At 66.2% G+C, this 12,146-nt stretch carries 11 protein-coding genes; 10 read left to right on the top strand and 1 reads right to left on the bottom strand.

The window, feature by feature from the left end:
* The first annotated feature begins 2 nt into the window (after window positions 1-2).
* Both paaG and paaZ read left to right on the top strand, forming a co-directional pair.
* Window positions 3-797, top strand: a complete 795-nt coding sequence (gene paaG / locus ACM9HJ_RS03825) for a 2-(1,2-epoxy-1,2-dihydrophenyl)acetyl-CoA isomerase PaaG (RefSeq protein ID WP_416570358.1) — start codon at window positions 3-5, stop codon at window positions 795-797.
* A gap of 20 nt (window positions 798-817) precedes the next feature.
* Window positions 818-2,833, top strand: coding sequence for a phenylacetic acid degradation bifunctional protein PaaZ (gene paaZ / locus ACM9HJ_RS03820; protein WP_416570357.1), 2,016 nt, complete (start codon window positions 818-820; stop codon window positions 2,831-2,833).
* Between the two features lie 167 nt (window positions 2,834-3,000).
* Here paaZ and ACM9HJ_RS03815 read toward each other — a convergent pair whose 3' ends face one another.
* Window positions 3,001-3,606: a TetR/AcrR family transcriptional regulator gene (locus ACM9HJ_RS03815; RefSeq protein ID WP_416570356.1), complete on the bottom strand. Its 606-nt coding sequence runs from the start codon at window positions 3,604-3,606 to the stop codon at window positions 3,001-3,003.
* A gap of 236 nt (window positions 3,607-3,842) precedes the next feature.
* On the opposite strand from ACM9HJ_RS03815, the gene ACM9HJ_RS03810 reads away from it, so the two are divergent.
* The 8 genes from ACM9HJ_RS03810 (at window position 3,843) to ACM9HJ_RS03775 (ending at window position 12,001) form a co-directional block, all read left to right on the top strand.
* Window positions 3,843-4,955, top strand: coding sequence for an FAD-dependent oxidoreductase (locus ACM9HJ_RS03810; protein WP_416570355.1), 1,113 nt, complete (start codon window positions 3,843-3,845; stop codon window positions 4,953-4,955).
* A 1-nt stretch (window position 4,956) separates the two neighbouring features.
* Window positions 4,957-5,271 carry an NIPSNAP family protein gene (locus ACM9HJ_RS03805; RefSeq protein ID WP_416570354.1) on the top strand — a complete coding sequence of 105 codons (315 nt, stop codon included), beginning with the start codon at window positions 4,957-4,959 and terminating at the stop codon, window positions 5,269-5,271.
* A 14-nt stretch (window positions 5,272-5,285) separates the two neighbouring features.
* Window positions 5,286-6,398: an acetamidase/formamidase family protein gene (locus tag ACM9HJ_RS03800; RefSeq protein WP_416570353.1), complete on the top strand. Its 1,113-nt coding sequence runs from the start codon at window positions 5,286-5,288 to the stop codon at window positions 6,396-6,398.
* Between the two features lie 19 nt (window positions 6,399-6,417).
* The gene (locus ACM9HJ_RS03795; RefSeq protein ID WP_416570352.1) at window positions 6,418-6,858 is read left to right on the top strand and encodes a hypothetical protein; all 441 of its coding nucleotides are present in this window, start codon (window positions 6,418-6,420) and stop codon (window positions 6,856-6,858) included.
* 27 nt (window positions 6,859-6,885) lie between these two features.
* Entirely contained in the window at window positions 6,886-8,556 is a 1,671-nt protein-coding gene (locus tag ACM9HJ_RS03790; protein WP_416570351.1) for an MOSC domain-containing protein, read from the top strand.
* Between the two features lie 25 nt (window positions 8,557-8,581).
* The gene (locus ACM9HJ_RS03785) at window positions 8,582-8,941 is read left to right on the top strand and encodes a RidA family protein (protein ID WP_416570350.1); all 360 of its coding nucleotides are present in this window, start codon (window positions 8,582-8,584) and stop codon (window positions 8,939-8,941) included.
* Entirely contained in the window at window positions 8,941-9,717 is a 777-nt protein-coding gene (locus ACM9HJ_RS03780; RefSeq protein ID WP_416570349.1) for an SDR family oxidoreductase, read from the top strand. The genes ACM9HJ_RS03785 and ACM9HJ_RS03780 overlap by 1 nt, the downstream gene beginning before the upstream one ends.
* A 79-nt stretch (window positions 9,718-9,796) precedes the next feature.
* Window positions 9,797-12,001 carry a TonB-dependent receptor gene (locus ACM9HJ_RS03775; RefSeq protein WP_416570348.1) on the top strand — a complete coding sequence of 735 codons (2,205 nt, stop codon included), beginning with the start codon at window positions 9,797-9,799 and terminating at the stop codon, window positions 11,999-12,001.
* Window positions 12,002-12,146: the final 145 nt, after the last annotated feature.

Below are 12,146 nucleotides of genomic sequence, written 5' to 3'. Positions count from 1 at the left end.
CCATGCCCATGTTCGAGACCATCCTGTTCGATGTCCAAGACGGCGTGGCACGGCTGACGCTGAACCGCCCCGACCGGCTGAACAGCTTCACGGTGCAGATGCATGCGGAAGTGGCCGAGGCGCTGACCGAGGTGGAGAAGCCGGGAGCGGCCCGCGTGCTGGTGCTGACCGGGGCGGGGCGCGGCTTCTGCGCCGGCCAGGACCTGTCGGATCGCGCCGTGTCGCCGGGGGGCGATGGTGTGGATCTGGGACTGTCGCTGGAGAACCGCTACAACCCCCTGGTCCGCCGCCTGACGGCGCTGCCGCTGCCGGTGATCTGCGCCGTCAATGGTGTTGCCGCCGGGGCGGGGGCCAATGTGGCCCTGGCCTGCGACATCGTCATCGCGGCGCGGTCGGCCAAGTTCATCCAGCCCTTCGCCAATATCGGCCTGGTGCCCGACAGTGGCGGCACCTGGACCCTGCCGCGCCATGTCGGTCACGCCCGCGCCCTGGGCCTGGCGCTGACGGGCATGCCGCTGCCGGCCGAACAGGCCAGGGAGTGGGGCCTGATCTGGGACGTGGCCGACGATGCCGACCTGACGGCCACGGTTGATGTACTGGCGGCCCGCATGGCCCAGGCCCCCACGCAAGGGCTGGCCCGCATCAAACAGGCGATCCGCGCCGGCTGGTCCGTGCCCCTGGACCAGCAGTTGGATGCCGAACGCGACCACCAGCGGGCGCTGGGCCGTACCGACGATTACCGGGAGGGCGTGGCCGCCTTCCTGGAGAAGCGCCAGCCGCGTTTCACGGGACGATAAGTATCTGGGAGGATTGAAATATGCCGATTTTGAACAATTACGCGTTGGACCGGTGGGTGCAGGCCGATACCGGGCTGGTGGCCATCCCGTCCGCCCTGGACGGGAGCATCGTGGCAGAAACCAGCAGCCAGGGGCTGGACTTCGCCGCCATGTTGCGCCATGCGCGTGTGGTCGGCGGCCCGGCCCTGCGCGCCATGACCTTCCATGAGCGCGCCCGTCTGTTGAAGGGGCTGGCCGAGGCCATCACGGCCCGCAAGGAGGAACTGTACGCGCTGGCCGTCCATACCGGCGCCACGCGCACCGACAACTGGATCGATATCGAGGGCGGGGCCGGCACGCTGTTCGCCTATGCCTCCAAGGGGCGGCGGGAGCTGCCCAATGCCCGCCTGCTGATCGATGGCGATACGGAGGTGCTGTCCAAGCGTGGTGGCTTCATCGGCCAGCATGTCTATACGCCGTTGCAGGGCGCGGCCGTGCATATCAACGCCTTCAACTTCCCCGTCTGGGGCATGCTGGAAAAGCTGGCGCCGACGCTGCTGGCCGGCGTGCCGGCCATCGTGAAGCCGGGTACGGCCACGGCGTACGTTACCAAGGCGGCGTTCCGCATCATGATCGATACGGGCCTGCTGCCGCCCGGCGCCCTGCAACTGATCGTGGGCGCCACGGGCGACCTGTTCGAGCATCTGACCGGCCAGGACGTGGTGTCCTTCACCGGGTCGGCCCAGACCGCCGCCAAATTGCAGAACCATCCCGCCATCGCACGCGAGGGCGTGCGTTTCGTGGCGGAGCGCGACAGTTTGAACGCCGCCATCCTGGGCCCCGATGCCACCCCGGACAGCCCGGAATTCGCGCTGTTCGTGAAGGAGGTTGTGCGGGAGATGACGGTGAAGGCCGGGCAGAAATGCACCGCCATCCGCCGCGCCCTGGTGCCCGCGTCGCTGATCGATGAGGTGCAGGCGGCACTGAAAACCGCCCTGTCCAAGGTGGTGGTGGGCGATCCGGCGAGCGAGAGTGTGACGATGGGTGCCCTGGTCGGCACGACGCAACTGGCCGATGTGCGGGCGAAGATCGCACTGCTGTCGCAGGAGGCACGCATCGTCCATGGCGATGGCGGGCCGGTTGCGGGAGCCGATGAACGCGGCGCCTTCATCGCGCCCGTGCTGTTGCGCACCGACGATCCGGACAAGGCGGAACTGCTGCATGAGGTGGAGGCGTTCGGGCCAGTGGCGACGCTGATGCCCTATCGCGACCTGGCGCATGCGGCGGCCCTGGCCAATCGCGGCAAGGGGTCGCTGGCCCTGTCCATCGTCACCCATGATCCTTCCGTGGCGACGGAGCTGCTGCTCGGTCTGGGGTCGTTCCATGGCCGCATCCATATCCTGAACCGCGATTGCGCCAGGGAAAGCACTGGCCATGGCTCGCCCCTGCCGGTGCTGGTGCATGGTGGCCCCGGCCGTGCCGGCGGCGGGGAGGAGATGGGCGGCATCCGCGGCGTGAAGCATTACATGCAGCGCACGGCCCTGCAGGGCTCCCCCGACATGCTGTCGGTCGTCACCGGCACTTGGCTGACTGGGGCCAGCCGGCAAGAGGGGGAGGTGCATCCCTTCCGCCTGCGCTTTGGCGAACTTTCCATCGGCTATACCAAGGTGACGGCGGCCCGCACCATCACGCTGGAGGATATCGAGCATTTCGCCCACTTCACCGGTGACACCTTCTATGCCCATATGGATGAGGAGGCGGCCAGGGCCAGCCCGATCTTCGGCGGGCGCGTGGCCCATGGCTATCTGATCCTGTCCTTTGCCGCCGGCCTGTTCGTCGATCCCGCCCCCGGCCCGGTGCTGGCCAATTACGGGCTGGAAGGCCTGCGCTTCATCAAGCCGGTGAAGCCTGGCGACAGCATCCAGGCGGCCCTGACGGCGAAGGAGAAGACCGCCAAGACCCCGGAGATGGGGGAAGTGCGCTGGAACGTGGCCGTCACCAACCAGGCGGGCGAACTGGTCGCCACCTATGATTTGCTGACGATGAACGCGGTTTGAGGCATCTGCTTTCCTGGCCAACCCTCTGGGCACCATCGTTGCCACTCTCACTACCGTCACCCCGGCGAAGGCCGGGGCCCATATCGTAGAGCGAAGCGCTTGTCACTTGGGCCCCGGCCTTCGCCGGGGTGACGGTAGAGTTTGCTGTAACCCTCACAGCCCAGACCCTAGGCGCCCAACCCTCCCACCGTACCCAGATACCCGAACACTGCCCTGTTCACCCGCCCGACCAAGGCGGCCTGATCCCGCTCATTCCGCCTGGATGCGGCATCGACCAGGCTTTTGATGATGGCCACAACATCCTCCGCCGTGTGCGGGCCCGGTGATGGCATGGATGTCATGCAGAAACGCACCACTTTCATCAGCTTGTCGCGCACATCGGCCAGCTCGCCCTCCATCGGCAACCGTTCCTCCTCCCGGTCCAGGATACGGGCCAGGGAAGGGCGCTGCAGCTGATGGCTGGCGGCGATGGCGATCAGTGCCGTCACCCGTGCCGGACCGGGCGGCATACTGGCAAGCGTTGCCGTCGCCGCCAGCAGCGCCTGCATGTCGCGCAGGATCAGCGCACTGGTGATCGCCTCCTTGTTGGGAAAATACTGGTAGAGCGATCCGATGCTGACGCCCGCGACCGTCGCGATGTCGTTGGTGTTGTAGGCGGGGAGACCGCCCATTTCCAAAATCCGGGCCGCGGCCTCCAAAATCACATCGACGGTGGCCGAGGACCGGCGCTGCGAGGGCTGCTTGCGGGCACTCAGGGGCTTCTTGGGCGGCATGTGGGCGGACGTTCGCTGTTCGTGAGCTTTCACTCGTATTCGTGATCGGGGAGGCTGGTCAAGCGCTGTGCCCGCCGCATTGTGAGCAACCGGCACGGATGGCCATCAGCACTGCCGAAATTCACAGCAAATGGAATGGTTTAGCCGGCAAAAGATGGGCGATCCCATGCGAGTAGGAACTGTGAGCAAATACTCGTAACTTCTTTCCCGAGCACAGAAAAATCGGGGAGAACGACATGCGGGCCATCATCGCAGGCGGCGGAATCGTGGGATTGACGACCGGTCTGGCGCTCAAATCCATGGGTGCCGATGTGGTCGTCTGTGAGCAGGCGACGGAGATCCGCGCCGCCGGTGCCGCCATCGGGCTTTGGGAAAACGCGCTGGATGTGTTCGCCGAATTCGGCGTCGGTGACGCCGTCCGGTCGATCGGCGCGCCCATCGAGACCTGGTTCTATGACGCGTCGGGCAACCGTTTCCGCGCCCCCGGTTACGGGCCGGCCGAGCATCGTTTCCTGCTGGTGCCGCGCCCGGAACTGAACCGCACCCTGGCCGATGCCATCGGTGCCGACAACATCGCCCTGGATGCCCGCGTCATCGGTTTCGAGGAGGATGCGGACGGGGTCACCGTGCGGTTCGGCGATGGCCGTACGGATCGGGCCGACCTGCTGATCGGGGCCGACGGCGTCTATTCGATGGTGCGTGAGCAGCTGGTGCCGGGATATCCCGCCCGCGACCATGTCGGCCATCATGTCTGGCGCGGCATCGTGGAGACGGGTGACGAGCCGGCCGAAGGCAGCGTCCTGACCGTGGGCCATCACCGCACCCGCGGCGGCTACACGCCGACCTATGGCGGCAAGACGGTCTGGATGGTCAACCAGTTCGACAGTGCGGCCCCCGTGGACACGCACAAGCGGGAGGCGCTGCGCCGTGCTTCGTTCATGAACGACAATGGCTGGGGCGACCCGCTGAACCGGCTGATCGAGCGCACGCCGGACAGCCAGATCCTGCACAACCAGATCATGTATGTGCCGGAACTGCCGCGCTGGAGTGGCGCCCGTGTCACCCTGATCGGCGATGCCGCGCATGGGCTGTCGCCGCACATTTCCGCCGGCGGGACGCTGGGGGTGGAGGATGTGCGGGTGCTGATCGACCGCCTGCGCGCCCACGACAGGGTGGCGGATGCGCTGAAGGCCTATGAGGGCAACCGCATGCCGCATTACCGCCACGTGCATGCCCTGGCCCATGCCGTGGAGCAGGCCCGTGATGCCCAGGAATTTGCCCGCGAATATGCCCGCTTCAGCCGCTGGATGCTGACCGACGGCGCGCGGCATGCCCGCCAGGGAGAATGACATGCTGGTCGAACAACGAACCTACACGTTGCAGGTCGGCGGCGCGTCGATCTGGCTCAGGGAATATGAGCGGCTGGGCAAGGAGACGCAGCTGCGCATCCTGCCGCGCATGCTGGGTTATTTCACCACCGAGATCGGGGTGCTGAACCAGGTGGTGCATCTGTGGGGCTATGACAGTTTCGAACAGCGGCTGGAATGCCGTACCCGCCTGTTCGCCGACCCGCAATGGCTGGAATTCGTGGCGGCGGTGACGCCGATCATCGTCACCCAGGAAAGCAAGCTGCTGCTGCCCGCCAGCTTCTCCCCCATGCGCTGAAAGGAACCGGACCGATGGCGACGCATTGCCTGCGGGTCGATCATGCCCGCTCCATCTGCGGCGATCCGCGCTGTTCGCATAATCGCTGGCATCCGGATATCGCGCCCGCGCTGCGCATCGCCAGTGGCGATAGTGTGGAAATCCAGGCGCGCGACTGCGCCGATGGCCAGATTCGCCCCGGCATGGTCAACGGCGATCTGGCCGACCTCAGCATGGACCGGTGCCACACGCTGACCGGCCCGATCCATGTCGAGGGCGCCGTGCCCGGCGACCTGCTGGCCATCCATGTGGAGAAGGTGGTGCCCGCATCCTACGGGTTCAGCGCCATCCTGCCCGGCCTGGGCCTGCTGCCCGAGGATGTCACCGGGCCGTTCCTGGTGCATTGGCAGTGTGAGGACGGCTACGCCACCTCGCCCCAGCTGCCCGGTATCCGCATCAAGGGCGCGCCCTTCATGGGGGTGATGGGGCTGGCCCCGTCGCTGGAGCGTTTGCGCCGCGTCAACCAGGCGGAAGCCCGTGCCGCCCGCAACGGGGCGATGGTCTTCTCCCCCCTGGCCAACGAGGCGGTGCCGTCGCTGGCGGCGGTGGCGGCCGAGGGCTGGCGAACCATCGCGCCGCAGGATACGGGCGGCAATATCGATATCCGCCAGCTTTCGGCCGGATCGACGCTCTATCTGCCGGTCGATGTGCCGGGTGCCCTGTTCTCCACCGGTGACGGGCATTACGCGCAGGGTGACGGGGAAAGCTGCGGCACCGCCATCGAGATCGCCGCGACCCTGACCGCGCGCTTCGAATTGCTGAAGGGGGCGGCGCGCGACCGGGGGCAGACCGCGCCATCCTATCTGGCGCCGCACCTGCATGCCCAGGATGAGATTCAAGGTTATTTCGCCACCACCGGCCGGTCGGTGGCCGGCGACGGGGCGGTGCATGTCAACGACGCCACCCTGGCCGCGCGCAATGCCACCCGCGAGATGATCCGCATCCTGGCCAAGGATTACGACCTGACGCCCGAGCAGGCCTATTGCGCCATCAGCGTCGCCGGCGACCTGCGGCTCAGCGTGATGGTCAATCCCCCCTATGCACTCGCCTCGCTGGCGATCCCGCGCTCCATCTTCGCGCGCGGCTGAACATCAAGGAACAGACGACATGGCCGAAGAGAACCTGAAGGACACGTTCCAGGCGCTGCTGGACAGCTGGACCATCGCCATCCAGACCAAGGACCAGGGCTGGTACGCGCGCCATATCGCCGATGATTTCCGCGGCAGCTCGCACCCCCTGCCGTCGCTGTCGCTGGACAAGGATCGGCTGATCGCTCTGGACAATGCCATCGACGAGATGGAGGCGACCTGGATCCATGTCGATCCCTACCGTTTCGGCGACATCGTCCAGGTGCGCAGCGTCGTGCGCTATCTGCGCGAGGCCTTCGCGGCGGGTGCTGAGATCGGGGAGGGCATGCCGACGGGGGAGCAGCTGGGCGGCTATGTCAGCGGCAATACCGTCCTCTATGTCAGCGCCTGGCGCCACAATGGCAGCCACTGGCAGATCTACGACATGCACCAGGTCGGCTCCATCGGGAAAGACAGCTGAACGAAGGCCCGTTCCGGGAGAACGCCCATGAAGCTGCTGAACTTCTCCGCCGGCAAGGTCAGGACGTTCGATATCGGCGGGCAGCCTGTCCCGACCGGTCACGTCAAGACGCCCATCACCGGCCCCTGGATCATCGATGAGAATGGGGCGGTGGGCGATGAACGCGCCGTCCATCCCGACAAGCTCTACGCGTTCAGCCATGCCGGCTACCGGTATTGGGCCGATCATCTGCAGACCGACCGCGACGCCTGGCCCGACGGGTTTTTCGGCGAGAACCTGACCTTCGACAGTCTGGATGAGGAGGAGATCAGGGTCGGCGACGAATTCACCCTGGGTGACGAGGTCCGGCTGTTCGTCACCGGCGCGCGCACGGCCTGCGCCAAGCTGGCCTGGCGGGTGAGCCAGCCGATGACCTTCCTGCAAAGCTTCTCCCTGTCCAAGCGGGTGGGTGCCTATCTGGGCATCATTGCCACCGGCCGCGTGCGGCAGGGCGATGCCCTGGTCCGGACCCGGAGCGATCCGGAGATGCCGACGCTGGCCGAACTGTGCCGCTACATCCATCACCGCGACATCCCGCCGCTGGAGCCGTTGCGGCGGGTGCTGGGTTTCGCGGGGCTGAGCCCCACGGCACGGCTGCTGCTGGGTGCGAAGCTGGAGGCGGCCGAACGGGCCGCGGCGACAGCGGGCGGGGGCTGGCGGGGGTGGCGGCCGTTCGTCCTGGATGATATCCGGGAGGAGGAGGCGCCGGAAATCCGCTCCTTCCACCTGCGTCCCGTCGATGGTGGCAAGATCGCCCAGCCCGTGCCCGGCCAGTTCGTCACGGTCCGCATGGGTGCGGAAGCGGTGACGCGCAGCTGGAGCCTGTCCGACTTTGTCGAGGCGCCCGAAAGCTACCGCCTGACCGTCAAGCGCCAGCAGGGGCCGGGGTCGAATTTCCTGCATGCGGCCAAGGTCGGCGACACGGTTGATCTACGCGCCCCGGCCGGCAGTTTCGTGCTGGACATGGGCAGCATCCGTCCCATCGCCCTGGTCGCCGCCGGGATCGGCATCACCCCGCTCTATGCCATGCTGCGGGCCCATGTCACGCGCAGCAATCCGGCGCCGGCCCAGCTTTTCTATGGTGCCCGCACCGCGCAGGAGGCGGCGTTGCGGGGCGAGATCGACGGGCTGGCGGCGTCGGTGCCGGGCGTCACCGTGCATTATTGCTTCAGCCGGGAGCCCGGTTGCCCGCCCTCGCGCATCACCGCCGACCAGATCATTGACCGTATGGACGGTCAGCAGATCGACCTGCACGGCAAGATCGTCAAGATGCCCTGGTTCGAGGGGGAGTTCTATCTCTGCGGCCCGGCGGATTTCTGCCAGTCGCTGAAACAGGAACTGGTGGCGCGCGGCGGCAACGCCAACCGCATCCATTTCGAACTTTTCTCCGCCCCGGACGCTGTCGAAACCGACCTGGAGGTCGCGGACGTGCGCTTCGCCCACAGCGGCAAGGCCGCCCGCTGGTCGGCCGACAGCGAGCTGAGCCTGCTGGAACTGGCCGAACAGGCGGGCGTGGAAGCCGCGTTCGACTGCCGCGCCGGCGCCTGCCAGACCTGCCGGACGAAGATCATCGACGGCAAGGCCACCGCGATGGTGGAGGAGGCCGCACTGATCTGCATCGCGCGCCCATCCACGCCCGTGCTGGTGCTGGATTTGTGAAATCACGCCAACAAAGGAGCCTGAAATGCCGATCCACCGCATCGATACCAATAGCCTGATGAGCATGGCCGTCATCCATGGCGATACCGTCTATGTCGCCGGCCAGGTGGCATTGGAGAACCCGGAGGCGAGCCTGGCCGACCAGACACGCATCGTCCTGTCGAAGATCGACGCGATCCTGAAAAAGGCCGGTAGCAGCAAGCGCTCCCTGCTGAATGCCAGCATCTGGCTGACCGACATCGCCCGGTTTCCCGAGATGAACGCGGTGTGGGCCGCCTGGCTGCCCGAGGGGGCCGCGCCGGCCCGTGCCACGGTCGGTGCGCAACTGGCGCTGCCGGGCCTGTGCGTGGAGATCGCCGTCATCGCCGCGCTGGAGAAGCCGTGATGCGCGACCTCGGCCTGGAAGGCAAAAGGGCGCTGGTCACCGGTGGCTCCCGCGGCATCGGCGCCGAAACCGCCGGCCTGCTGGCCCGCAACGGCGCCCGGGTCCTGGTTGCGTCACGCACCCGCCCCGAAGGCTGGGGTGGCGATATCGGCTTCATCGCCGCCGATCTGACAACGGCGGCGGGATGCGATGCCGTGATCGCGGAAGCGGGGAGGGTGCTGGGCGGGGTCGATATCATCGTCCATGTCATGGGCGGATCGACCAACCCGCGCGGCGGCTTCGCGTCGTTCGATGACGGGGCCTGGGAACGGGATCTGGCGGCCAACCTTTATCCTGCCGTCCGTATCGATCGCGGGCTGGTGCCGGCGATGGTGGCGCAAGGATCGGGCGTGGTGGTCCATGTCACCTCCACCCAGGCTCGCCAGCCGCTGCCGGGATCGCCCGCCTATGCCGCGGCCAAGGCGGCCCTGTCCAATTACAGCAAGGGCCTGTCGAACGAGGTGGCGCCGCATGGCGTGCGGGTGGTGCGGGTGTCGCCGGGGCTGGTGGAAAGCGATCCGGCGGTCGCCTTCATCACCGCGATGGCCCAGGCCGACGGCATTTCCTACGCCCAGGCGCGCGAAAGGTTCTGCGCGATGATCGGCGGCATTCCCATCGGACGGCCGGCCATGCCGGCGGATGTCGCCGACCTGATCTTGTTCCTGGTTTCCAACCGCGCGTCGATGGTCACCGGCGGCGATTACGTCATCGATGGCGGGATGATGCCGGCGGCATAGCCCACGCACATCGATGCCCAAGCAAGCAGCATCAACAGAAAAACAGACTGACCGTTCAGTCTGACAACAGGGGGTTTTCATGAACAAGCGCACTTGGTTCGCCTTGAGTGGGATATCTTTGCTGGCCCTGACGCAGCCCTCATGGGCCCAGAACGCGGCCGACGATCTGGCGCTGGAGGAGATCGTGGTCACCGCGACGCGCCTGGGCCAGACGGTGGCGCAGAAGACGCCGCTGGCGCTCAGCGTGTTTTCCGCCGACCAGCTGAACGCGTCGCTGACCAACAATGTCAAGGATCTGGTGGCCCTTACGCCCGGCCTGACGGTGACGCAGACCACCACCGCACCGCAGATCTATATCCGCGGCATCGGCACCAACAATGTGTTCAACGGTTCCGACCCCGACGTGACGGTGCAGGTGGACGGCGTCTATCTGGCCCGCGCCTATGCCCTGTTCACCGATTTCATCGATGTGGAGCGGATCGAGGTGCTGCGCGGGCCGCAGGGCACGCTCTATGGCCGCAACGCCGTGGGCGGCACGATCAACATCATCTCCCGCAAACCCGGTGACGAGCTGGCGGCCAAGGTGCAGGTCACGGGCGGCACGCATGGCCTGTTGCAGACCCAGGCCTATGTCAGCGGCCCCATCGTGGAGGACAAGGTGCAGGTCAGTCTGACCGGCAACTATATCCGCCACAACGACTATTTCGACAACAAGGTGCCCGGCGTGCATGGCACCGGCAACGCCAACCGCGGCGGGTTGCGCGGGCAACTGCGCCTAACGCCCGTGGAGGGCGTGGAACTGATCACGCGAGCCGATTACAGCAAGGTCGATGAACATATCGGCGGCTTCCAGCATACGCTGGCCCCGATCCCCGGCGCCCCGCTGGCCAATGCCAATATCGGTAATTACCGGGCGGTGGCGCTGAACATTCCGCAGGCCGGCACCAAGCGCTTCTCCGGCATCTCGCAGGAAGCCAATATCGACCTGACCGACGGTTTCACGCTGAAATCGCTGACCGCCTACCGCCATGGGCGCGAGCGTTACACCAACGATGTCGATGGGTCCGAACTGAACGCCATCGTCTATTTCAGCCGGGACAATGCCAAGCAGTTCAGCCAGGAATTCAACCTGAACTATAACAGCGATATACTCGATGCTGTCGCCGGGCTGTATTATTTCAAGGAACATGATGTCAGCGTGAACCAGATCACGGAGCCCGGTTTCGCCGTGCGTCAGGCCGATCCCGACAGTCACGCCACATCGCGCGCCGCCTTCGTCCAGGGCAATCTGAAGCTGGGCCAGCTGAGCCTGACCGCCGGGATCCGCTATACCAGCGACAGGAAGGAACTGGACCAGCTGGTCACCGCCCGCTTCCTGGGCGGACCGCTGATCGGCCAGTCGGTGCCCAGCTTCCCGCGCATCTTTTCCACCGACGATACCTACAAGGCCTGGACGCCGAAGTTCGGTGCCGATTACCGCGTCACCGACGATGTGATGCTCTATGCTTCGGCCACGCGCGGTTACAAGAGCGGCGGCACCAGTTTCGGCGGCCTGACCGCGCCCACCGCCGTCTATGGGCCGGAGGCGCTGTGGGCGTACGAGGCGGGGATCAAGAGCGAGTTCCTGAACCGCCGCCTGCGCATCAACAGCTCGGCCTTCACCTATGATTACAAGGGCCTGCAGGTGCAGTCGCTGGTGGCGCCGGGCGTCATCAACACCGCCAACGCCGCCACCGCCCGCGTCAGGGGGCTGGAGCTGGAAGTGACGGCCAAGCCAACCTCCGGCCTGATGGTGGGCGGCAATCTGGCGCTGCTGCGGGCGAAGTACCGGTCCTTCCCGGTTTCCAGCGTGCCCGACGCGCTGGTGGAATTCGTGCAGGATGATCCGCGCTTCTTCAATGCGGGGGACGAGGATGATCCGGTCTTCTCCTTCAATGCCAGCGGCAACCGCCTGAACGCCGCCCCCTCCACCGCACTGACCACCTTCGCCCAGTATGATTTCGATATCGATGCCGGGCGAGTGTTCGTGCGGGGTGAATATTTCTGGCAATCGCGTGCCTATTTCGATGCCTCGAACGCGAAGATCGCCAGCCAGTCGCCCTATGGGCTGGTGAACCTGTCCACCGGCTTCAATACCGACGAGGGCGGGTGGGGCGTGCAACTGGTCGCCAAGAACGTCACCAACAAGCACTATCTGATCACCGTGGGCGCCAACGGCCTGGTGCCGGCGGGCATCGCCGGCGCGCCCCGGCAGATCGCGGTGCAATTGTCCAAGACCTGGTAACCGGCCGCCGCTCCGGCGGCGGCTCCACCCATCCCATAAAAATCAGGAAGGCAGTTCCATGAACGCGAATGGTTCCGGATCCAACCGGGAACTCACCGGCAATTGGCGTGTATTGCTTGCAGCCTTGATCGGCAGCGGTCTTTCC

The sequence above is a fragment of the Niveispirillum sp. KHB5.9 genome, from assembly GCF_048066115.1.
Lineage (GTDB): Bacteria > Pseudomonadota > Alphaproteobacteria > Azospirillales > Azospirillaceae > Niveispirillum.
Note: the sequence above shows the minus strand (reverse complement) of the source record. Positions and strands in the feature narration are given on the sequence as shown.

What these genes read in the sequence shown, in the direction of transcription:
- ACM9HJ_RS03780 (WP_416570349.1), top strand. Translation starts at nt 8,941, where the DNA reads ATGCGCGACCTCGGCCTGGAAGGCAAAAGGGCGCTGGTCACCGGTGGC.
- ACM9HJ_RS03790 (WP_416570351.1), top strand. Translation starts at nt 6,886, where the DNA reads ATGAAGCTGCTGAACTTCTCCGCCGGCAAGGTCAGGACGTTCGATATC.
- ACM9HJ_RS03815 (WP_416570356.1), bottom strand. Translation starts at nt 3,606, where the DNA reads ATGCCGCCCAAGAAGCCCCTGAGTGCCCGCAAGCAGCCCTCGCAGCGC.
- ACM9HJ_RS03785 (WP_416570350.1), top strand. Translation starts at nt 8,582, where the DNA reads ATGCCGATCCACCGCATCGATACCAATAGCCTGATGAGCATGGCCGTC.
- ACM9HJ_RS03795 (WP_416570352.1), top strand. Translation starts at nt 6,418, where the DNA reads ATGGCCGAAGAGAACCTGAAGGACACGTTCCAGGCGCTGCTGGACAGC.
- ACM9HJ_RS03810 (WP_416570355.1), top strand. Translation starts at nt 3,843, where the DNA reads ATGCGGGCCATCATCGCAGGCGGCGGAATCGTGGGATTGACGACCGGT.
- ACM9HJ_RS03775 (WP_416570348.1), top strand. Translation starts at nt 9,797, where the DNA reads ATGAACAAGCGCACTTGGTTCGCCTTGAGTGGGATATCTTTGCTGGCC.
- paaZ (WP_416570357.1), top strand. Translation starts at nt 818, where the DNA reads ATGCCGATTTTGAACAATTACGCGTTGGACCGGTGGGTGCAGGCCGAT.
- ACM9HJ_RS03805 (WP_416570354.1), top strand. Translation starts at nt 4,957, where the DNA reads ATGCTGGTCGAACAACGAACCTACACGTTGCAGGTCGGCGGCGCGTCG.
- ACM9HJ_RS03800 (WP_416570353.1), top strand. Translation starts at nt 5,286, where the DNA reads ATGGCGACGCATTGCCTGCGGGTCGATCATGCCCGCTCCATCTGCGGC.
- paaG (WP_416570358.1), top strand. Translation starts at nt 3, where the DNA reads ATGCCCATGTTCGAGACCATCCTGTTCGATGTCCAAGACGGCGTGGCA.